Genomic DNA, 22,353 nt, shown 5'->3' on the forward strand with positions numbered 1-22,353 from the left:
CAAACATTTCAAATTATGCTTACTGTAACATCTTACGCCAACAGGACTTCTACGACCGGTGGAAGCAACTATTTCTCATTGGAACTGACCAGTGACGAACCGGAAATCATCCTCTCACAAAACGGTAGATACTACATCACCGCGAAACGGTGCTTCATGAGTTCAACTTTCCCGGAGCAAATATGTAAATCGATGCTTGGTAAACAGATTCCCGGTTCCATCTCAAAGGTGGACTGTGATCCGTATGAATTCACTGTTCCGGAAACGGGAGAAGTAATCACAAGAAGTCACCGATACGAATTCCAACCGTTAATTCCGACGGATCAACATACATCTTCATTGTAAGATATTCACTTACAGTTTTTTAATGGGGCAGAGCTAAGAAAGCTCTGTCTTTTTTTATTCAAATCAACTGGAAATACCTATGCAATTACATCAAGCAAAACGCAAACACCTGAAAATCAAGATTGGAATTCAGGGGATGGCAGGAAGTGGTAAGACGAAATCAGCACTTCTTCTATCTTTCGGACTGGTGGGTGACTGGTCGAGGATCGCAGTGATTGACACCGAGAACCGCAGTTCAGAACTGTATGCTCACCTGGGATCGTTCAACGTTCTACCATTATGTGCGCCATTCACTCCGGAACGGTTCATCACAGCATTGCAAACCTGTATTGAAGCAGGAATGGAAGCGGTTGTTCTGGACTCCATTTCATCGGAATGGCAGACCATTCTTCAAGAGCATTCATCCTTAACCGGAAACAGCTACACCAACTGGTCGAAATTTACACCACGTCACCAGCAGTTCATAAGTGCAATTATTCAAGCAGACATCCACATTATCTGTACGGTCAGGTCGAAACAAGCATATGTATTGACGGAGAAAAATGGAAAGCATATTCCTGAAAAGGTGGGATTGAAACCCGTCCAGCGCGATGATGTAGACTATGAATTTTCTCTTGTTTTCCAACTGGATGCGAATCACCTAGCTACCACTATTAAGGACAGAACGGAGCTTTTTACCGGAAAAAGTAGCTTTCAGATCACCATTGATACGGGACATCGTATTAAAGCATGGTGCGATTACGACAGTCAAGAAGAACAGATATTGATATCTCAGATCGGAGAATGTCAGGATGTACCTTCATTAAAAGCAATTTTCGAATCACACCCGATTTATCAGGAGTCATTGCGCCAACATTTTAATCATCGTAAATACCAACTTCTATCACCCAATGGACACGTTAACAATTAATCAGCCTGTCATCCAAAAAACCTCTTCCAAATCCTTCATTGAAGCAAACACAATCAATATGTCCTTCGAGGAAATAGAGAGGAATCACATCATTCCCGTTTTCGCCAGAGACAACGAACCGTTGATTTCTCATAGGGATTTTATTCAGATTGTGGAAGATGCCGCGTCAAGTGTTTACAAAGACGAAATTATTGTTCCTGCAAGTATTCGTGTGTCACACCCCATCAAAGGACGAGTCCCATCCGCAAGGTACAAACCAGCTGATCAACTCGAGGAATGGGAAAAGACGATTTATTATGAACGCATGATGTTTCTGGTGGAAATACCATCTATTCGAGAAACAGTGGATGGCAATGTTCTGAATCTCACAATTGGAGGAGTTAAGAGCTATTCCCTTGACAATCTGTCTGGACGGAAAGGAGCTGACGAACACTTCAAAATATTTGTGGGGTTCAAAAATCAGGTCTGCTGTAACCTCTGTGTCTGGACTGATGGGTTACAGTCCGATATAAGGGTCAAAAACCAAAAGCAGCTGATGGAGGAAGTCAGCACTCTACTCGTAAAATTCTGCTTCGAAAAACAACTAACCGTTCTAAGCGAACTCCCTGATTATGAAATTACGGAATCGCAGTTTGCAACATTGATCGGAAGATCAAAGCTGTATCAGTATCTCCCTCCTAAAGAGAAAAGGAGCATCCCTTCCCTGCTATTTGGTGATTCTCAAATCAATACGATTGCAAGGGACTACTATCATGACACCTCATTCTGTAAGTCAATAGACGGTTCTATTAACCTTTGGAAGGTATACAACCTATTTACAGGAGCTAACAAATCGAGCTATATTGATGGGTTTCTTTCTCGTTCCTGCAATGCTTCGGAATTCGTCCTCACACTAGCAAATTCCTTAGAATCAGGAAATTGCTGGTTTCTTTCGTAACATCCAACAACCTCATAATCAGGACTTGTGAAGAATAACAAATATTTGTTAATTCATTAACATTTTCTGATTATGGGTTGCATCGCCGAATTCAACTCACATTACACGTAAACAATCCTCACATGAAAACAAGCGTTCTAGTCATTCTGTTGTCCATAGCGATGTTCAATGGAAATGCACAAAATGTCAGATGTACAGAACTGTTAGATTTTGTTGTTCAAAACGGTTACTACAAGGGAGAGGTCAGTAGTCTCATGTTGATCAATTCTTCTTGGTTGAGATCAGTAAAAGCGTATCAATACAAAAACAGTGTATTCGTTGTGGCCGAGATCACCACTGACAAATACGGATTTTCAACCCGGAAATACTTATTTTGTGGAATTCCTCCGAGAAACTGGGAAAACTTTGCTAATGGATTAGTTGATTTTGATCTCTCGTACGGAGAGAAATTTCACAAGTATATAATGGACTACAAGTGCGATTGCAGGTTACCCACCCAACCAAATTATTGCATATAAGGAGGTAGATAGGTTGGCTGGGTTCCTACAAAAAAACAAATGACTAATTGAGTAAATTACAAAAATTAGTTATTTTGGGAGTTGAAACGGGGTAGGGTGAAATATGTTCAACCTTGGTGGGTTATTCAAACATCCTATCCCGAATTCATTTCTTGCATTTTGGTTATATGGGCTAATCAATATTCAGAAAACTTTTTAAGTTTGGCGACAAACTGCCTGGTATTCAACCTGTATTTCTCACCTTTAACCCACAAATTGACGTATTCAGTTCCAGACCCATCCCCGTTCCCTGATTTTCGGAAACTGATGAAGCAGTCATTCGACACTGTGTAGTCATGATAAACTTCTTCGCTAGATCTTGGTTTCTCTTTTTTAATTAAATCTTGTAATACCTTATAATTCTCAAGAATTGACTTCGCTTGTTCAAAACTCAAATGAATATAGTCGATATAAGTTTCCGTCTCAGTATATATTGCTGTTCTACCTGTGATCTTTTTTGTGATGTAAGACCTATCAGCTCCAATTACTAGCCCCTTTCTATAATTGAATTTATATCCAGTCAATTCAACATACCTACCAGCATTTGCTGTATTTCCCTTGAAGATGCTGTATGTTCTAATGCTTGAAGAATTTCCAGGTTTATGCTCCTCAATATTATTTTTTATATATTGCTCAGTGATGTAGCGAGAGTTTCTACAGGATAGCTGGAGGAAAGCAAGAATAGAAATGACCAAAAGGAATAGATATTTTTTCATGAGCGGAGGAGGTACAATTAATAATGTTTCGATAATGTTTTTAAAGAGCCAAGGTTTGACTTATGGGTCAATAAATTGGGTCTCCATTGCATTGGCAGTGATCCAATCTATTGAAACAGAAAAGATCTCACTTGTCCGTATATATCTATAGTTCCATATATACTGCAATTGGATCGACTAGATACTCATACGGTAATTTGCCACCAAAGGTATTTTCAACGTTGGTAAGTTGTGTGACAACATTCATTACGGCCTCCTTCATCCGAATTGATTTTTCTTCATCCTGTTCAACTTCAACTTCATCATCTTCAAAGTTCTTATATAGTTGAATTCGTTGCGTGTTGTCACTTACCTGGGTGGGAATCCCGAAAACAACGAATTCGCGCTCGGTTTCCCGGGAGTATTTTTTTATGAGTATTTGCTCATCTTCTTTTAGCATTGTTCTATTCAGAATGGCAGAGAAGAGAACGTGATCTTTATCGTTAGTTAGAGGCAGTTGAATTTCAAACTTCCCCGAATATCCAAAGTTCAATACAAACGCTAGTTGCTCCAACCATGTTTCATCTCGAAGCAAGCCACGCTCATAAATAATCTCATTTATATTCAACTTGTTCGATATCAATTCCTTATGATTATTTCTCTTATTTCGGTCCTTAATATCCTTCGCTTTTCTAAGGAGTTCTTGCTTTGATGTACGAAGTTCCTCCGGAATTGCTACATACCCCAAAGCATAACCGATTCGGTTGTAGTCTCGCAATGTATTCTCAAGTATTTGTGAATCATTGAACACTATTCGACCTGTTATTTTGACAAACCGTGCGCCACCTATCCTGGGTAAGGCATCATGAAAATTTTCTCCGTTGATCTCCAGAATTTTATCCTTGTCAAAAAGGGCTCTTTCAAACAAGGTGTACGCATAGTCATGTAGATACCTTCTTTCCGCATGATTTTCAGTCTTCTCTATGATATCAACCATTTTCCTGCCCGTAGCAAATCCACCTTGTTGTTCTTCTCGTTCAGATGATAAACGCCCAGATGTGGTTGTGACATGATCTGTCAATCCAGAGAATAACTGTGAGGATATAGAATACATCTTATCTGTATCGAGATAGATAAAGGACTTTATCGAGTCATTCGATCCATTTTCGTCGTTCATTGCGGTCTCTTTTAAAAGATTCAATACTTTTTTTTCTCTTTTCAATAGCTACCAGAACACTATATATTGTAACAACAAGAGAGGCCGTTACTGAAACTATCAATAATATCTTCGAGATTGTTTCAAGAGTTTGCATCGTTGTCAAAATCTGGATGATAGTAAATAGCCAAGCTACAAATAAAACATGCAGATGCTAGGAAAAGTGTTGCAATTCTAATATTACCCTTATTAAATTGCTCAAAACCCTTTATATCAATGAGGTAACTAACTACTAACACGGCAGACATCAAGATAATCAACACAATTTGGCCTCCGATCATCTTAGTGCGATAATGTTGTGTAAGGTTCTCTTGCCCATCTAGCTCTTTGAGATTCCCAATGCATAAAACCAGTCCGAATGCAACGACGTCTAGCTCATTAAGGACATACGACGGATCTAAGTTCGAGACAAACAAGTACAGTAACAACCTTATAAACAAAGGGATAGCCCCAATGGCAATTGTGTAAATCCACCAATTGATTCTTCGCATATCGTCAGAGGTACGAGCAAACACACTTAACAACCTCGATAAAATAGCAATTTTCTAAACGACTTGCCAAAGGATTTATTAAGTGGCGATGATTACAAGGAAAGTTATCATGTATGCTTCTACGGGACAAGGAGTAGGAAACTCATGATGTGAGATTTAAATTTTGGTCGATGCGGTGCGATCAAACAAAACAGATCTAATATCCACAATTTTGGATCTCGATCGATTCAGAGAACAAATTGGCGACTTGACAATGCTCATCAAAACAAGTGTCATTAGGTTCGCAAAAGTCATCATGACCTCGAAAATGGCGCCCGTAACAGCACAGTGCAATGAGATGTGTCTCAATTTGTGTAGCAAACAAAAAAGCACTCACAAGTTTTATCTCATAAGTGCTTGATTATCAAGTGGTCTCGTAGGGATTCGAACCCCAAACCTTCTGATCCGTAGTCAGATGCTCTATCCAATTGAGCTACGAAACCATTTCCGAATCGGACTGCAAATGTAGGGGATAGTTTTTGCAGAAACAAATCCTGATAGATAAAATTAGCAAAATATTTTCACAAACAAGCCTAAGTACCCTGAAAATCAGGTTTCCTTTTTTCTAAAAAAGCCGAGACACCTTCCCGCACATCGCTTGTTCCAAAAAGCATTTCCTGACTTTCACGCTCCTTTTCCAGCATTTGAGGAAGGTTGGAGTGCATCGACTGATTGAACGCATGCTTCATCGCACCAATGGCCCGGGTCGGGGCATGGCGGTAGTATTGCAGTTGCTTCTCGACCAGGGCGTCTAACCCTTCTCTTTCCACGCATCGGCTGATCAGGCCGATGTCCACCGCGTGACTGGCGTAAATGCGCTGCGCGTTTGTAGCAAGATCAAAGCTGCGAGCCAGGCCGATCAGCCGTGGCAGGAAAAATGTAGCCCCGGCATCGGGCATCAGGCCTATTTGCACGAATGCCAGGCTTAAATAGGTGTCTTCGGCCGCGATCACCATGTCGCAGGCAAGTGCGAGTGAGCAACCGGCACCTACGGCCAGGCCGTTCATCCGGCATACCACCGGCTTGGGGATGTCGCGGATGGCGGTGATCATCGGCTCGTAATAGTCCCTCAGAATTTCACCCGCACTCTTGCCGGAAGCATTCGCTTCTTTCAGGTCGGCGCCGGAGCAGAAAGCCTTTTCGCCAGTGGCGGTCAGGAGCACTACTCGCACGGATTCATCGTCAGCGGCGGTCTGGATGGCGTTGATGATTTCGGCGATGAGTGCCGGGCTCAGGGCGTGGAAAACGTCTGGGCGGTTGAGCGTAATACGCACGACACCGTCGCGGTTGTCGAAAATGAGGTTTTGATACATGCCGTGAAGTGTTTTGTATCAAAAGAAGTAATACACGGTGCCGCTACTGACTAGCAAGCCGCAAAATACGCCCGCGAGGATTTGCAGGGGCGTGTGCGCATTCAGTTGCAGGCGCGCACTCATGAGCCAGCCGCCGATGAGTATCGTGAGCAGCAACGGCAGCAGCAGTGCGCTTTCATCGAAACGAATCATGAGTCCCGACAGCATACCAATAGCGCCCCCGATACCGGTAGCGTGAGCACTGATTTTCCAGAAATAGCTCACCATAGCCACCACGATCAGCGAAAGCGTCACGCTCGCCAGAATGACGGAAATCTGAGGGGCAATCTCGCCGATCGGTTGCAGTTGCCAGCCGAACAGATAAGTTGCTAACCCGTAAATGATCACACAGGCAAGGTAAGGAATGCGGCGCTCGGCGGCATCTTCCACGTAGAACGAGGTAATCATGCCCATCTTTTTAAAATAGAACATCATGAGCGCCGGCGCAATGAAGGTATTCAGCCAAAGCAAAAGCAGCAGGCTTCCCCGCGCGGGCAACTCGAATGCGCTCACGCCTACGATGTCGGGCACAAGGAAAAACAGTAATGCATAGAGATATGTGGTGAGTATCAGCGGGTGGAAAACCACCGATAATATCATGGCAAGTCGGTTATTCAAGGCAATTGGGTCTTTAATCGGGTTGATGCGGGTAAAATTACGTTGAAAACCAGACTGTACAATCATTGGGTTCCACAGAAAAGTAAGTTACAGCGCTACAATAGGTTTTCGGGACCGAATTTGTAATTTTGCGCCTCATTCGTAAAAAACCGGGCATTTCCGGGCTGACATTTTAAAGATTGAATTGAACAAAATGGGACCGTTGCAAATCAAAGACATTTTACAGACTGCGCCTGAAAACCAATCGGTTGTCGTAAAGGGCTGGGTAAGAACAAAAAGAGAAAGCAAAAACGCGATTTTCATCGCGTTGAATGACGGGTCGACCATCAATAATATCCAGGCAGTGGCTGAACCCGGTCAGTTTTCTGCCGAATTACTACTGACAGTAACCACCGGGTCATGCCTTAAAGTAACCGGCCAGCTGATCGCCTCACAAGGTGCGGGACAGACGGTGGAGGTGAAAATCTCCGACATCGAGGTGTACGGAACGGCCGACCCTGAGGAGTATCCGTTGCAGCCTAAAAAGCATTCATTGGAATTCCTACGCGAGATAGCCCACCTGCGCCCGCGTACGAACACCTTCGGCGCAATCCTCCGCATCCGCCACGCATTGGCGTTCGCGGTGCACCAGTATTTCAATGATAAGGGCTTTTTCTACCTGCATACACCGGTTATCACGGCTTCTGATGCCGAAGGTGCAGGCGAAATGTTCCGCGTGACCACCCTCGATCTGAATAATCTGCCACGTACAGAAGAAGGTACGATCAATTTTAAAGAAGACTTTTTCGGCCGTGAGGCCAACCTGACCGTTTCCGGCCAGCTGGAAGGCGAGCTGGGCGCGATGGCGCTTTCTAAAATCTATACTTTCGGACCAACATTCCGTGCGGAAAACTCCAACACTACCCGCCACCTCGCGGAGTTCTGGATGATCGAGCCGGAAATGGCATTTTTCGAGCTGAAAGACAATATGGACCTGGCGGAGGATTTCGTCAAAAAAGTAATTACCTATGCATTGATCCACTGCAAGGATGATTTGAATTTCCTCCAAAACCGCCTGACGGAAGAAGAAAAGAACAAACCGCAGAACGAGCGCTCGCTGCCATTGCTGGAAAAACTTGCATTTGTGGTGGATAACCCGTTCGAGCGACTGACCTATACCGAAGCGATCGACATTCTCCTGAAATCGAAGCCGCATAAGGAGGGCAAATTCCAGTTCCCGGTGGGCTGGGGTATCGATTTGTCGAGCGAGCACGAGCGCTATCTGGTGGAGAAACATTTCAAAAAACCGGTAATCCTGACCAACTATCCGCGCGAGATCAAGTCGTTCTACATGAAGCTCGACGAGGATGGTAAAACCGTGCGTGCCATGGACGTATTGTTCCCCGGCATCGGTGAGATCATCGGCGGCAGCCAACGCGAAGAAAACTACGGGAAGCTGCTCGGCCGCGTGAAGGAGATCGGTATCGACCCCGAAAACCTGTGGTGGTACCTCGAAACCCGCAAATTCGGAACCGCGCCGCATTCGGGCTTCGGTTTAGGCTTCGAACGTCTCGTGCAGTTCGTAACCGGTATGGGTAACATCCGCGACGTGATCCCGTTCCCTCGTTACCCTAAGAGCGCAGAATTTTAATTATTCTACAAGCTGTTACCTTTTTCATGGCTTTACGTAAAAAGTAAAGCAGTCAGTGTAAGTTTTACTTTAAACAACACGCACATGAAAAGGAACATACCATTCTTTGAGAGCAGTATTGTGGCCCTGGCCGCAGTACTGCTTTTTGTTTTGAATGCGAATGCGCAGGAGCCATTCCATGTCAAATGGACGATGGATTACACCCAGGCCGGCGTTTCGGACCACGCCAATTTCACGCCTTCAGATGCCTTTCTGGCCGGCGGCGCCAACACATTTACATTACCCACGGTTTACAGCGGAGGCGGCGGTGCTGTCGTGGTCGGTTACATCATCCGGCCATGGCCTGCGAGCTTTTCGACCTCGCGGTATATGGAGTTCACGTTTACAGCCAGTTCATTTAAATACAACATTACCTCCGTCGGTTTCCGCCTCCGCCGTTCGAACAACGGCCCCAACAGCATCAAAGTCCGGACGAGTATGGACGGCTTCGCAGCCGATCTGAATGCATTCGTGATCAGCAACAACGGGACATTCAATACCTACAACATCCCGGTGAGCTACAATAACCTGTCGAATAACACTTTCACTGTCCGCATTTACGCATACAATTCGGTCGACATTTACGGGACGTTATGGTTTGACGAAATCTCGGTGAATGGAGATGTGCTGGCCATTATCCTACCGGTTGACATCACTTATTTCAAAGGCCATTCGGAAGGGGGGCAGACTGCATTGGAATGGGAAACCGCCTGGGAAAAGTACAGCAGCGAATTCGTGATCGAGCGAAGCGGTGATATGAAAAACTTCGCCGCGATTGGAACAATAGCTGCTTCTGGGGAAACTACCGAACGGACTTCCTACGCATTCTACGACAACCATCCACCGGCGGGGATCTGCTATTACCGGCTAAAACTGGTAGATCAGGACGGATGTTTCACCACCTGCAAACCGATTGCCGTTTTAAACCCGGAACTATCGGCAGAGATTCGGATCGCGCCCAATCCCCCGACGTCCCAAATCATCAGCCTGACAGCCCCCAACAGCCGCGACGCGGTACTGACTCTGCACACATCCTGGGGAATGCCCGTCCCGTTCCGGCGTGAAGACGACGCCCGCGGGTACATTCATATTATCCCTATACGTGCGCTCCATTCTGGCATTTATTTTGTTACATATCAAAAGAATGGTCGAAAAGAACATTTGAAAGTGTTGGTTCCGTAAGGCATTCTGCGCTTAATTTGTAAGAGTAAAGTATAGAAAATGCTTCCGATCCGTCGTTAGCATAGCAACGTTCCGATTATAAAGGCCAAAAGCCTATGTTGAAAAAAGTGCAGCCGAAAGTGTGGTGGATGGCGGTTGCCGTCCTGATTATTTTGTTGATCTCCTGGGGGTTAGTCAGAAAAAACAAAACCGATTCCCCGGACGTGGCCGTGTCTGGCAAGTCTGTCAAAAACCTCGATCCCGTACCGGTGACGAATCCCGATGCCGAAACGGCGGAGAAAATCGCGAAGATCGAGGATATTTTCAGGCGCAAAAGGAACGCCGGGTTCAACGGCAATGTACTGGTAGTTCAGAAAGGCAAAATACTTTACCAAAATTCCTTCGGCTTCGCGCATATGAAGGCGAAAGACACGCTCACAGCGGACTCACGTTTTCAGCTGGCGTCACTTTCAAAGCCATTTACGGCGGTAGCGGTATTGAAGCTGGTTCAGGAAGGCCGCGTCGCGCTCGACGATTCGGTGCAGCGCTTTTTCCCCGATTTCCCTTACCATGGCGTGAAGGTCGATATGCTGCTCAGCCACCGCAGTGGGTTGCCGAATTACATTTACTCGTTCAACGACAGCGTCCGCCACGGCCGGAAATATCCTGATAACCTCGATATCATGGATTGGTACGCCAAAGTAATTCCTACCCCGACGCCTTACAACCGCCCGGGCCGCTCGTTCAACTATTGCAATACCAATTACTGCGTCCTTGCCGCGATCGTCGAAAAAGTGACAGGAGACTCATTCGGCAAATACCTGAACAACCAGATTTTCACGCCCTTGGGCATGCAGAATACCTACCTCGTAACGGACACGACCATCGCAGCCACCAAAAACCGGACTGACGGTCATCAGTACGGGCGCAGGCTGGAAAAGGATTATTACGATGAAGTCGTCGGCGATAAAGGCCTTTATTCGACCACGCTCGACATTTACCGGTTTTATAACGGCCTCACCAAAGGCCTGATCCTCGGAAAGAAGATGCTCAATGAGGCATTCACGCCCCGCAGCTTCGAGCGCGACGGTATCCGCAATTACGGTTACGGTTTCCGTATGCACATTAAGGAGGACCATACGCCCCGGTTTATTTACCACGGCGGCTGGTGGAAGGGTTACAACACCATGCTATGGGTATGCCCCGAAGACGACGCGGTGATCATTGTCCTCGGGAATACGTATAATCGCTCCACGTACGACTTGCGCGAACTGCTGGAAGTTGTCCACGGGTCGGTGAAGATCGACGATATTGAGAAAGACATCTAGCATTGTTTGAATTCGGTCGCGAATTCAGGATATTTGCCGAAATTAAACGCATTCCCGCACTTATGCCCGACACCGCATTCCACTTACCTGCTTATTTGCTGTTGGGCTTGCCGTTTTCGTGCTTTTTGTTGCTGTGGGTTGGTGGAAAAAGTCTAAATAAATTCGCAGGCTGGATCGGTATAGTGGCTACCGCGGCAGGACTGTTTATCAGCTTGACTTCCTCCGATCCGGGAGCCGATCATTACATCCGATTTCACTGGCTCACCGTCGGAAGCCATTCTATTGATCTTTCCTTCCGTTTCGATATGCTGTCGGCGATGATGCTCGTCATCGTGCATTTCGTGGCGTTGCTCGTACAGCTGTTTTCGACCGCCTACATGCACGACGACCGGAATGTGAACCGTTATTTTGCATTCATCCAGCTCTTCCTTTTTTCGATGCTCGGCATTGTGCTATCCGGCAGCTTGCTGGTCATGTACATTTTCTGGGAGCTGGTTGGGCTGTCGTCTTATCTGCTGATTGGTTTTTGGTATACAAAAAAAAGACCCGTTTGGGCAGCGCAGAAGGCATTTGTACTCAACCGCATTGGCGACGCCGCCTTTCTGACGGGGATATTAATGCTCTTCTACTATATCGGTTCTACGGACTTTGAAGTGCTTTCGCTTGAAATCGGGACCATCCCTCCCGGCATTCTCACCGCCATCGGCGTTTGCCTTTTTGGTGGTTGTGTAGGGAAATCGGCCCAGTTTCCACTTTCAGGCTGGTTACCGGATGCGATGGAAGGCCCTACCCCCGTTTCAGCATTGATCCACGCGGCAACGATGGTCGCGGCAGGGATTTTTTTGTTGGCAAGAATATCGTTTTTGCTCACCGTTGATGCACGATTAGTGATCCTTATCATTGGAGCCATTACCATGGTTACCGGTGCCGTAAAAGCATTAAAAGGCTGGGATATCAAGAAAGTTCTCGCCTATTCGACGATGTCGCAATTGGGACTGATGGTGATGGCCGTCGGCTTTGGAAGCTGGCAAACGGCCTTGTTCCATTTGGCAACACATGCATTCTTCAAAGCAGGCTTGTTCCTTTCCGCCGGTTCGGTGATCCACGCGGTAACGCCGGGCGATGAATTGCCTGATTATGATCCGCAGGATATGCGCACCATGGGCGGATTGCGTAAAGCGCTTCCCATTACATTCATTTGCTATCTGATCTGCGCGGCGGCTTTGGCCGGGTTACCGTTCTTTTCCGGCTTCCTTTCCAAGGATGCCATTATCACAGAAGGTTTCCTCTGGGCTTCGGAATTTGGTGCATTAGGCTACTTGTTCCCAGTACTGGTCATTGCATCGGCCGGGTTAACGGCATTTTATATGACGCGTCAGGTTTGGCTGGTCTTTTGGGGAGAAAAACGGTTCCCCGCAAGCGTACACCCGCACGAGTCGCCCGTAGCCATGTGGCTCCCAATGGCATTGCTTTCCGCATTATCGCTGTTCTTCTGGTTTTCCATTAATCCATTCAATGCCGAGGGCTGGTTCCTGCATTGGATCGGGAAAGAGCATGGCGAGCATTTGGAATGGGTGCCGTTTGTGGCAAGCGCCGTTACATTCGTTTCGATCTTCCTGGCTTACCGCGAAACCAGTGCCGAGAATCCATTCAAAGTGAATGATCCGATACAGGCGGGCGAGCCCGCTCAGAGCCCGTGGAACTGGCTGCGCGGTTATTCCAATGAACGATATTTCCTCATTCCCTTTGAATTTATCACGAAGTACCTCAAAGCCTTCGAAAAAAATATTGTCGATGCCTTGGTCGATCTGGTCGCGAAAGGCAGCCTGGTGTTCGGACATTTCATTGCCTGGTTCGACAGGACGTTTGTCGACGGTGCCGTAAATCTGCCCGTTTTCTCCATCCGCTCCGCCGGGCAGGCTGCACGGAACATGCAGAGCGGCCGGATACAGTCGTACTATATCGTGGCGGTAATGGGCGTCTTTTTATTGATATTGTGGCTGGTTGCGATATAATGCAGCCCGGCCGGTTAAATTAATGCTTGATGATTGATCATATACTCACCTTCTTAATTGCCATACCACTACTGGGCGCTGCTGCCGTCGCATTCTGGCCGGTCGACAGTCAGCATAATTTCCGGCTCATCGCGCTGGTTGCATTGTTGTTGGAAGTAGTGGTTGTTGGGGTATCGTATTTGTCATTTAATGGTCAGGAGGCTGCGTTGCAACTTTCAGAGGTAAGGGAGTGGATCACACTGCCGATCGGTTCGCTAGGCGTTGTTTCGGTCGACTATGCATTGGCTGTGGACGGGATCAGCTTTCCGCTGGTGCTGCTGGCGGTGGTCGTATTGCTGGTGGGCGTTGTCAGTTCGTGGAATGTCAATCATAAATCGAGGGCGTATTTTGGCCTGTACTTGCTGCTGAGCGGTAGCGTAATGGGCTGTTTTCTCGCCCAGGACTTCTTCCTGTTTTACCTGTTCTTCGAATTCATGCTCTTGCCGATGTACTTCCTTATCGGCCTTTGGGGCGGCCCGCGGCGCGAGTATGCGGCATTGAAATTCTTTATTTACACATTCCTGGGCTCATTGCTGATCCTGATCGTCATGATCGGCCTATACCTTTCGGTGATCGATCCGGTAGAAACCGCACGTGCCGTTGGACTCATCGGCCCCGAAGACGCGGTCCATCCCGACATGATCCCGCAGATCCAGCAATGGCTTTTTGATGGAAAGATCGCGCCGGAGCAACTGATCCATACATTCCGTTTCACCTACCTGGCCGATCCTGGCAACTATATTCCGGGCTCGATCCTGAGTGCCGCGTCGGAGTTTTTCATTGCCGATATTCCGGTCCGTCTGCTCGCATTCTGGTTCCTGTTTATTGGTTTCGCGGTGAAACTGCCCGTCGTGCCCGTGCATACGTGGCTGCCCGACGCGCACGTGGAAGCGCCTACGCCCATTTCAGTCGTGCTGGCAGGTATTTTGCTGAAAATCGGTGGGTATGGCTTTATCCGGATTGTCGACGGCTTCTTCCCGACCGAGGCACTGTATAGTGCCATTCCGCTTGCCATTCTCGGTATGATCTCGATCGTTTACGGCGGTTTCAATGCACTGGGTCAAAACGATCTGAAGAAAATGATCGCCTACTCGTCGGTCTCACACATGGGCTTCGTACTGCTAGGTATTGCGGCATTCACTCCTGAAGGTTTCAATGGTGCCATTTACCAAATGGTTAGCCACGGTATATTGTCGGCAATGCTCTTCTTGCTCACCGGCGTACTCTACGACCGCACCCACGATCGTCGTATCGACCATTACCGAGGCCTGATCACCGTGATGCCGCAATACACCGTCGTCACCGGCATTGCATTCTTCGCTTCGCTTGGCTTACCAGGCTTCTCTGGCTTCGTCGGAGAATTGTTCACGCTGATGGGTGCATTCCAGTCCGACGCCCTGCCCGTGTGGATTCCGGCGATGTCCACGCTCGGTATCGTCCTCGCTGCCGGCTATTTTCTCTGGACCTATCAACGGATGTTTTTCAGTTCGTTCTGGTACAAAAACGCCACCACACAAGTCCTCACCGACCTCACGCGCCGGGAGAAGTTCATGCTCGTGCCGCTGGTCATTCTGACGATCCTCGTCGGTATTCTGCCGGGGTTGCTATTCGATTTGTCGGGGCCGACGGTTGAGGCTTGGCTGGAAGGGTTGAAGTAAGGGTCGTGGGTGGTCAGGTGTAGTCATGAATAGTCATTGGGTCAGGTGTGGTCAGGGATTGTCAGTGATAGTGAGTTTTCGATGTTTGTTAAACGTTTAGAACTCCGGCGAGGTTAGAAACTGATCGCGGTTAGCAGGAGTTACCAGCGTATTTTTTGCTTTGGGATAGTTATTTAAAAAGGTCGACGGAAACTTTGCAGACGCATGCGGATTCCATTTGAACTCAACCGCACGCAGTTCCCCTTTTACTTCTTCTATATAATCCACCTCCTGCTGCTGGGTAGTCCGCCAGAAATATATTCTTGCATCTAGCTCTTTCGCGTTCAAAAACTTTTTGCGCTCGCTGATCAGGTAATTTTCCCATAATGCACCCACGTCATTTCGGTTTTTAATGGAGTTGAAATTGTTGGTAACTGCGTTGATGATTCCGTTATCGTAGAAATAAATCTTTCTTCCCTTTTTGATTTCATTGCGCACATTACCTGAAAATGCAGGAACAGTGAAGAGTACAAATGCCTTTTCCAGCAAATCGATGTACTTTTCCACGGTCTTATTATCTGCCTGAACCAACCGCCCGATTTCTGTAACGCTCACCTCGCTCCCCAGCTGCAATGCAATCGCTTTGACGATCTTTTCCAGCAAAACAGGTTTTTTGATCTGTTCAAGCACGAGCAAATCTTTATATAAATAGCTATTCGAAATCAGTTTGAGATGCTTTTCAGCATTCACAGGATCGGTGACGATTTCCGGGTACGAGCCATAAATCAGTCGTTGTTCCAAAAGCCGTTGTTCAGTGAGGTAATCAGTGTATCTAACCAATTCCTCATATGAAATGGGAAGCAGCTGCATTTCGTACCGCCTACCAGTGAGTGGTTCATTAATATTGCCAGCCAACTCAAAGGACGACGAGCCTGTTGCTATTACCTGTACATGCTTAAAGCGATCGACTATAATTTTGATCACAAGCCCCACATCCTGAATGCGCTGTGCTTCATCGATGAATACAACCTCGTTATCCCCGATTATCCTTTCGATGAGCGTGGCATTCGGACGGAGAAAAGCTTCCCTGGTATCGGCGTCGTCGCCATTGAGCCTCAGTGTCTTTTTAGCAACGATTGCAAGCAGCTGTTCAGAGAAAGTGGTTTTCCCTGCTTGCCTTGGACCGTAAATAATAAGCGCTTTGCCTTTAAAAAGATAGGCTAACGCCGCCTCTTGTTGACTTCTGACTATCATAATTCAGGAATTGAATCCAATAAAATTATGATATTTAAGGATTCAATTCCAAAAATATTATGATTATTCTGGATTTTAATCCCAAATTATTATGAGTTGACGGTATCCTAAGTCCTACTTTCCAAACAACTGATCAAAACTAAACCGCCCCTTTTTCGAGAGTGCTTCCAGCGTCTGCTGCTGTCCGGGGGTTAGTACCTCAATGATTTCAATGCGCTTCTCTTCGGCCAGGCGTTTGCGGTCGCTGCGCTTGTTATCGCCCCGACGTTTCATTTTCCTTTCCATTCTCGCATATCGGCGGTCGATCTTTTTGAGTTGTTTCTGCTGCCGCTTCGTGAGTTGAAGCTGGTCGGCGTACTTGTCCATATTCTTTTCGAGGCGCCGGTTGTTGAGCTTGCTATGGGTGGTGGGTTCGTCGCTTTGGAAACTTTCGTCGTCGTGGCGAACGTCGCTACGGCGATCGTCGCTACGGCGGCTCTGTGCGAATGATGTGGAATTGGCAAAGCCGCCAAGCAGCAGGCCGAGGGCGAAGATCAGCGTCAGGATCCTTTTCATGGGGTGATGATGGGTTAAAAATTCGAAGCTTATAACGGTAGTTGTGTATACCATCATATATCACTCCCATTTTTCATTATCAGCGAGACTTATAGGCTTATTCAAATAAATATAGTTTTTGCTGGAATCACGGATGGTATTTTTTGCAATCTTTACAGTAGTTGCTATTGGTTTTATTTCAAACTCCATTCTATTTTCCAAATTTTATTTCCCTACACCCTGTTTTATCAGATGAAAGATAGTGCTCCTTCACAAAGGTTATTGTCCCTGGATACGTTGCGTGGTTTTGATATGTTCTGGATTTCGGGTGGCGAAGAGATTTTCCATGTGCTCGCCAAAGCGACCGGCTGGTCCTGGGCGATATTCCTGGCCCACCAGTTTACCCACCCCGAATGGAACGGTTTCAGGGCTTACGATCTTATTTTTCCCACATTCCTCTTCATGGCCGGTGTTTCGACGCCTTTTTCGCTCGGAAGCCGCCTCGAAAAGGGCGTACCACCATCGCAACTAATCCGCAAGGTGATCCAGCGCGGGATTATCCTCGTGATTTTAGGGATCATTTATAACAACGGCCTTTTCGAAACGGAATGGTCGCAGATGCGCTACCCGAGCGTACTCGCGCGCATCGGGCTCGCGGGCATGTTCGCGCAGATTATCTACCTCTATTTCGGCTACCGCGCACGGTGGATCTGGTTCGGCGGACTGCTGATCGGCTATTACCTGTTCATGATGTTCTATCCCGTGCCGGGCTGTGGTGCCGGCATGCTCACCATCGATTGCAACCCGGCCAGCTATATCGACAAAATGCTGATCCCGGGGCGCCTCCACCTCACCATTCACGATCCGGAAGGGCTCGTCTCGACAATCCCGGCTATCGCAACTGGACTGATGGGTATCTTCGCCGGCGAGTTGCTGCGGACCAGCGGTGAAGTCATTTCTCAGAAAAGTAAAGTCACCTACCTGGTTTTCGCAGGAATCGTCAGCCTGCTGTTGTGCCTCGTTTGGGACTACTTTTTCCCTATTAACAAAAACCTCTGGACCAGCTCGTTCGTCTTATGTGCAGGTGGATTCAGTACTTTGCTGCTGGCACTGTTCTATTGGATCGTCGATGTGCTCAACTACCGCAAATGGACGCTGTTTTTCGTGGTAATAGGTATGAATTCGATTGTGATATACATGGTCGGCCGGTTCATCGACTTCGGGTACACCGCCCGTGCATTGTTCGGGGGCCTACTCAGCTATTTCCCGCATTCAGTGGAAATGGTAGGCGAAGTAATTGCATTTATCGCGGTACAATGGGCATTTATGTATTTACTTTACAGGAATAAACTGTTCCTGAAAGTCTGATCGACGCCAGGCGTAGTCATGAATGGTCATGAATGGTCAGGCGTAGTCATGAATAGTCAGGTGTAGTCATGGGTGGTCAGGCGTAGTCAGGTGTAGTCATGCGTGGTCAGGAATAGCCCATCATGTCAGGATACAAGAAACAACACATGACCATACATGACAATTCCTGACTTCTTATTCAATCATTCATTCATTCACTCATTCAAAATTAATACATGATCGAAGTCACCAATCTGACGAAGGTTTACGGAACGCAGCGGGCGGTCGACGGGATTTCATTTAGCCTTCAAAAAGGTGAAATCGTAGGTTTCCTGGGTCCGAACGGGGCAGGGAAATCGACTACGATGAAAATCCTGACGGGTTACCTCAAACCTACCGAAGGCGTCGCCAAAGTTTCGGATTTCGATGTGATGCAGCAGCCCATGCCTGCGCGGAGGGCCATAGGCTACCTGCCCGAGCACAACCCTCTGTACCTGGATATGTACGTAACCGAATTCCTGCTTTTTTCGGGAAAACTGTACGGAATGCATGGCGCCGCACTGAATGCGCGGGTAGATGAAGTGATCGCGATGTGCGGGCTGGAACCGGAGCGCAGGAAGAAGATCGGACAACTCTCGAAAGGTTACCGGCAACGGGTGGGACTGGCGCAATCATTTTTGCACAATCCGGATGTGCTGATCCTCGATGAGCCAACAACGGGCCTAGATCCCAACCAGATCCAGGAGATTCGTGAGGTGATCCGCACGGCCGGTAAGGACAAAACAGTGCTTTTCTCCACGCACATTATGCAGGAAGTGGAGGCGTTGTGCGACCGGGTGATCATCATTAACAAAGGAAAAGTAGTCAGCGATAGCTCATTGCAGGCACTGCGCGAAACGGGCGGTTCACTGGAAGATATTTTCAAAAAGCTCACGCAGCAAGCTTAATGTACCGACAGTAATTACCAAGACGATATTCGGCCAGACAAATATTAGAATTGCATTAAAACGATATTTTTCAGGATTCAAAGCGCCGGAAAATTGTTATTATTGTAACTTTTGATAATCAGTTGTTGAAGTTGTAAAACCTAACATTCCCTCGTTAAGTCAGTGTTTCCAGGTATGAAAAATTGGTGGTTCGGCCGGTTTCGTGTTGTAGTGATTGTAGTGGCGCTGGTAGTGCTTACCTCCATGGCATCTGTCGCGTGGAAAATGATGTCGGTCAAAACGGTCGCTGTCAATCCTGTACCTGCTGCCGCTCCCGAATCGAAACACAAAGCCCCTAAAAAGCACCGCGATCCGGTCATCGTCCTCCCCGAGAATCAATGGGTAGACAGCACCCTCAAATCCCTGACCATCGAGCAAAAGATCGGTCAGCTTTTCATGGTGGCGACTTTCTCGAACCGCGACGAATCCCATTACAAATACATCGATAAGCTGATCAACGACTACCAAATCGGCGGCCTGATATTCTTCCAGGGTGGCCCGGTGGGGCAGGCGCAGCTTACCAACCGTTACCAATCACATTCAAACATTCCGCTTTTCATCGGTATCGACGGCGAATGGGGCCTCGGTATGCGCCTCGACAGCACCATTTCCTTCCCGAAACAAATGGTACTCGGCTCGATCCAGGACGATCAGCTGATTTACCGCATGGGCGACGATATCGCACGCCAATGCAGACGCCTCGGTATTCACATCAACTTCGCACCGGTTTCAGATGTGAACAGCAACGCAGCTAATCCGGTGATCGGTATACGTTCGTTCGGTGAAGACAAGGAGAACGTAGCCCGGAAGTCGGTCGCGTACATGAAGGGCTTGCAGCACAACCGCATTATTGCCACGGCTAAGCATTTCCCCGGCCATGGCGACACGGATGCGGATTCGCATTTCACATTGCCGGTGCTGACACACTCATTGGAACAGCTCAACAACACGGACCTGTACCCCTACCGCGAGATGATCGCGGATAGCCTCATGGGCGTCCTGAATGCCCATTTGTACATTCCCGCATTGGATAACACGCCCAACCAGGCCAGCTCACTTTCCGATAAGGTCGTTAATGGCCTCCTGCGCAAAGACCTCGGCTTCCGCGGACTGGTATTTACAGATGCCATGAACATGCGCGGCGTGCTGAAAAACGGGAAAGCCGCGGACGTAAACCTTAAAGCATTGATAGCCGGCAACGACGTGCTGCTTTACCCCGAAAGCATTGCAGAGACGGTGGCGCGTATCAAGGACGCCATTAACTCTAAACAGATCAGCGAGAAGATTATCGACGATAAGGTCAAACGTATTTTGCAGGCCAAATACTGGGCCGGATTGAACAAATACCAGCCTATCGACACTAACAACCTTTATTCCGACCTGAACAGCGAGAAGAGCAAAGAACTATACCGCGAATTGTGCGAGGCTTCGGTGACAGTTGTGAAAAACGACAATAACCTGCTTCCGATCGGCTCGGTAATCGACAACACCATGGCGTCGGTAAGCATGGGGGAAGGCAGCAGCGCGGCATTCCAGAAAATGCTTTCGACCTACAAACCCATGCGGAACTACTCGTTTTACGACGGGCCGTCGTCGCAGGAGCAGATCACCGAAATGCTGGGGTACCTGGAACCTTACAACACGATTATCGTCGACATTCATGGCATCAGCTCCAAGCCGGCCCGGAATTATGGTGTTACCACGGGCATGGTCGATTTTGTAAACCAGCTCAAACAGCAGAACAAGAAAGTCGTTCTTTGCCTTTTCGGGACGCCTTATGCCATTCAGTATTTCCCTGCCACCGACGTGCTGATTTGTGCGAACCAGGACGGCAAGGATCAGCAGGAGATCGTACCGCAGATTATCTTCGGCGCATTGAGCTCAAAAGGGCGCCTTCCGGTGTCGGTATTGGCCTACAAAACGGGCACGGGCGTAAACATTACTTCTATCAACCGCATTGCATTCGGTACACCTGAAAGCGTGGGTATAGACGGCATTTCTCTTAAAAGAATCGATGAAATTGCTACCGCGGCGGTGAATGACCATGTTTTTCCCGGTTGTGAAATACTTGTAGCCAGACAGGGCAAGATCATTTATGAAAAACAATTCGGAGGGCTAAGCTACCGTACCAACGACCGCGTTACGCCCGAAACGATTTACGACCTGGCTTCGCTCACGAAGGTTTCGGCTACATTGCAGGCTGTCATGCTGCTGTATGACCGGAAGCAGATCAGCCTGGATGAAAAGGCATCCAAATACCTCCCGGAGCTGGCGGGCACTTCCAAACAGAACTTCACCGTTCGCGACCTGCTCCTGCACCGCTCCGGCCTGATCTCTTTCTATCCATCGCTTTGGGACAGAACCAAAACCAGCGCAGGAGGGCTGCTGCCTGAATATTACAGTTCGAAACAGGACACCGCTTACTATCTGCAAGTCGCCCCTAAACTTTTTGCCAAAGGCGCATTACGCGATTCTGTCTGGAAATGGGTGGTAGAATCGCCCATGAATAACCGTCGCGACCGGGCTGGCAATTATGGTTATTTGTACAGCGACCTCGGCTTTTTGACGCTGCAAAAAATCGTAGAAAGAATAACGGGGCAGCCGCTGGATATTTTTGTGGCTGCCAACATTTACGAACCCCTCGGATTGCCCTACCTGGGCTTCAACCCATTGCGCCGTTTTCCTGAAAAACAGATTGCGCCTACCGAACAGGATTACCGCTTCCGCGGGCAATTGCTGCAAGGAACCGTGCACGATCAGATGGCCGCGATTGTAGGGGGTGTTTCAGGCCATGCCGGTCTTTTCGGTACTGCCCGCGATCTGGCTGTTTTACTTCAAATGAACCTCTGGAAGGGCAATTATGCCGGAAGGCGCTATTACGAACAGGCTACCGTGCCCTTCTTCTCGCGTATGTATGACGAGTCGCACCATCGCGGGCTGGGTTGGGACAAGGCGCCGGCGGACGGGAACAGCTCCTATGTTTCGCCGCAAGCCTCGGTCAACTCGTTCGGCCATACGGGCTTTACGGGTACCATGGTGTGGGTGGACCCGGAGGAGGACCTTGTATTTATATTTCTTTCCAACCGCGTCAATCCCGATGCCGAAAACACGGCGATCACGACCCAGCGTACACGTCGAAAAATCCAGGATGTCGTGTATAGTTCATTGATTCAACGGAAAAGCCAGCTTCCTTAAATCACCTTCAGCGTATTTGAAAAATATC

Annotated in this window: 16 protein-coding genes and 1 tRNA gene; 10 read left to right on the top strand and 7 right to left on the bottom strand. The window is 47.8% G+C overall.

The window, feature by feature from the left end:
- Nucleotides 1-424 precede the first annotated feature (424 nt).
- Both AC2YIT_RS28885 and AC2YIT_RS28890 read left to right on the top strand, forming a co-directional pair.
- Nucleotides 425-1,255, top strand: a complete 831-nt coding sequence (locus AC2YIT_RS28885) for an AAA family ATPase (protein ID WP_487281480.1) — start codon at nucleotides 425-427, stop codon at nucleotides 1,253-1,255.
- Nucleotides 1,236-2,192: a DUF3871 family protein gene (locus tag AC2YIT_RS28890; RefSeq protein WP_487281481.1), complete on the top strand. Its 957-nt coding sequence runs from the start codon at nucleotides 1,236-1,238 to the stop codon at nucleotides 2,190-2,192. The genes AC2YIT_RS28885 and AC2YIT_RS28890 overlap by 20 nt, the downstream gene beginning before the upstream one ends.
- 694 nt (nucleotides 2,193-2,886) lie before the next feature.
- On the opposite strand, the gene AC2YIT_RS28895 is transcribed toward AC2YIT_RS28890, so the two are convergent.
- The 5 genes from AC2YIT_RS28895 to AC2YIT_RS28915 all read right to left on the bottom strand — a co-directional run bounded on the left by AC2YIT_RS28895 (nucleotide 2,887) and on the right by AC2YIT_RS28915 (nucleotide 7,142).
- Nucleotides 2,887-3,465 carry a hypothetical protein gene (locus AC2YIT_RS28895; protein ID WP_487281482.1) on the bottom strand — a complete coding sequence of 193 codons (579 nt, stop codon included), beginning with the start codon at nucleotides 3,463-3,465 and terminating at the stop codon, nucleotides 2,887-2,889.
- A 145-nt stretch (nucleotides 3,466-3,610) separates the two neighbouring features.
- Entirely contained in the window at nucleotides 3,611-4,621 is a 1,011-nt protein-coding gene (locus AC2YIT_RS28900; RefSeq protein ID WP_487281483.1) for a DUF6414 family protein, read from the bottom strand.
- A 938-nt stretch (nucleotides 4,622-5,559) separates the two neighbouring features.
- Nucleotides 5,560-5,633, bottom strand: a tRNA-Arg gene (locus tag AC2YIT_RS28905).
- 90 nt (nucleotides 5,634-5,723) lie between these two features.
- Nucleotides 5,724-6,503, bottom strand: coding sequence for an enoyl-CoA hydratase/isomerase family protein (locus AC2YIT_RS28910; RefSeq protein ID WP_430844110.1), 780 nt, complete (start codon nucleotides 6,501-6,503; stop codon nucleotides 5,724-5,726).
- Nucleotides 6,504-6,521: 18 nt separating this feature from the next.
- Nucleotides 6,522-7,142, bottom strand: a complete 621-nt coding sequence (locus AC2YIT_RS28915; RefSeq protein WP_487281484.1) for a hypothetical protein — start codon at nucleotides 7,140-7,142, stop codon at nucleotides 6,522-6,524.
- 211 nt (nucleotides 7,143-7,353) lie between these two features.
- On the opposite strand from AC2YIT_RS28915, the gene asnS reads away from it, so the two are divergent.
- From asnS to AC2YIT_RS28940, 5 genes are all read left to right on the top strand, one after another.
- Nucleotides 7,354-8,790, top strand: coding sequence for an asparagine--tRNA ligase (asnS, locus tag AC2YIT_RS28920; RefSeq protein WP_487281485.1), 1,437 nt, complete (start codon nucleotides 7,354-7,356; stop codon nucleotides 8,788-8,790).
- An 84-nt stretch (nucleotides 8,791-8,874) separates the two neighbouring features.
- Entirely contained in the window at nucleotides 8,875-10,011 is a 1,137-nt protein-coding gene (locus AC2YIT_RS28925; RefSeq protein ID WP_487281486.1) for a T9SS type A sorting domain-containing protein, read from the top strand.
- A gap of 95 nt (nucleotides 10,012-10,106) precedes the next feature.
- Nucleotides 10,107-11,318 (top strand): serine hydrolase domain-containing protein, encoded by a 1,212-nt coding sequence (locus AC2YIT_RS28930; RefSeq protein WP_430844103.1) that lies wholly within the window; start codon nucleotides 10,107-10,109, stop codon nucleotides 11,316-11,318.
- Between the two features lie 62 nt (nucleotides 11,319-11,380).
- Entirely contained in the window at nucleotides 11,381-13,333 is a 1,953-nt protein-coding gene (gene nuoL / locus AC2YIT_RS28935; RefSeq protein ID WP_487281487.1) for an NADH-quinone oxidoreductase subunit L, read from the top strand.
- Nucleotides 13,334-13,362: 29 nt separating this feature from the next.
- Nucleotides 13,363-15,030 (top strand): complex I subunit 4 family protein, encoded by a 1,668-nt coding sequence (locus AC2YIT_RS28940; RefSeq protein ID WP_487281488.1) that lies wholly within the window; start codon nucleotides 13,363-13,365, stop codon nucleotides 15,028-15,030.
- Between the two features lie 96 nt (nucleotides 15,031-15,126).
- On the opposite strand, the gene AC2YIT_RS28945 is transcribed toward AC2YIT_RS28940, so the two are convergent.
- Nucleotides 15,127-16,263 carry an ATP-binding protein gene (locus tag AC2YIT_RS28945; RefSeq protein WP_487281489.1) on the bottom strand — a complete coding sequence of 379 codons (1,137 nt, stop codon included), beginning with the start codon at nucleotides 16,261-16,263 and terminating at the stop codon, nucleotides 15,127-15,129.
- A gap of 114 nt (nucleotides 16,264-16,377) precedes the next feature.
- The gene (locus tag AC2YIT_RS28950) at nucleotides 16,378-16,818 is read right to left on the bottom strand and encodes a hypothetical protein (protein WP_487281490.1); all 441 of its coding nucleotides are present in this window, start codon (nucleotides 16,816-16,818) and stop codon (nucleotides 16,378-16,380) included.
- A 231-nt stretch (nucleotides 16,819-17,049) separates the two neighbouring features.
- On the opposite strand from AC2YIT_RS28950, the gene AC2YIT_RS28955 reads away from it, so the two are divergent.
- From AC2YIT_RS28955 to AC2YIT_RS28965, 3 genes are all read left to right on the top strand, one after another.
- Nucleotides 17,050-18,165, top strand: a complete 1,116-nt coding sequence (locus tag AC2YIT_RS28955) for an acyltransferase family protein (RefSeq protein WP_487281491.1) — start codon at nucleotides 17,050-17,052, stop codon at nucleotides 18,163-18,165.
- 215 nt (nucleotides 18,166-18,380) lie between these two features.
- Nucleotides 18,381-19,091, top strand: a complete 711-nt coding sequence (locus tag AC2YIT_RS28960; RefSeq protein ID WP_487281492.1) for an ATP-binding cassette domain-containing protein — start codon at nucleotides 18,381-18,383, stop codon at nucleotides 19,089-19,091.
- Nucleotides 19,092-19,265: 174 nt separating this feature from the next.
- Nucleotides 19,266-22,325 carry a serine hydrolase domain-containing protein gene (locus AC2YIT_RS28965; protein ID WP_487281493.1) on the top strand — a complete coding sequence of 1,020 codons (3,060 nt, stop codon included), beginning with the start codon at nucleotides 19,266-19,268 and terminating at the stop codon, nucleotides 22,323-22,325.
- Nucleotides 22,326-22,353 lie beyond the last annotated feature (28 nt).

Source organism: Dyadobacter sp. SRI_021 (genome assembly GCF_057586235.1).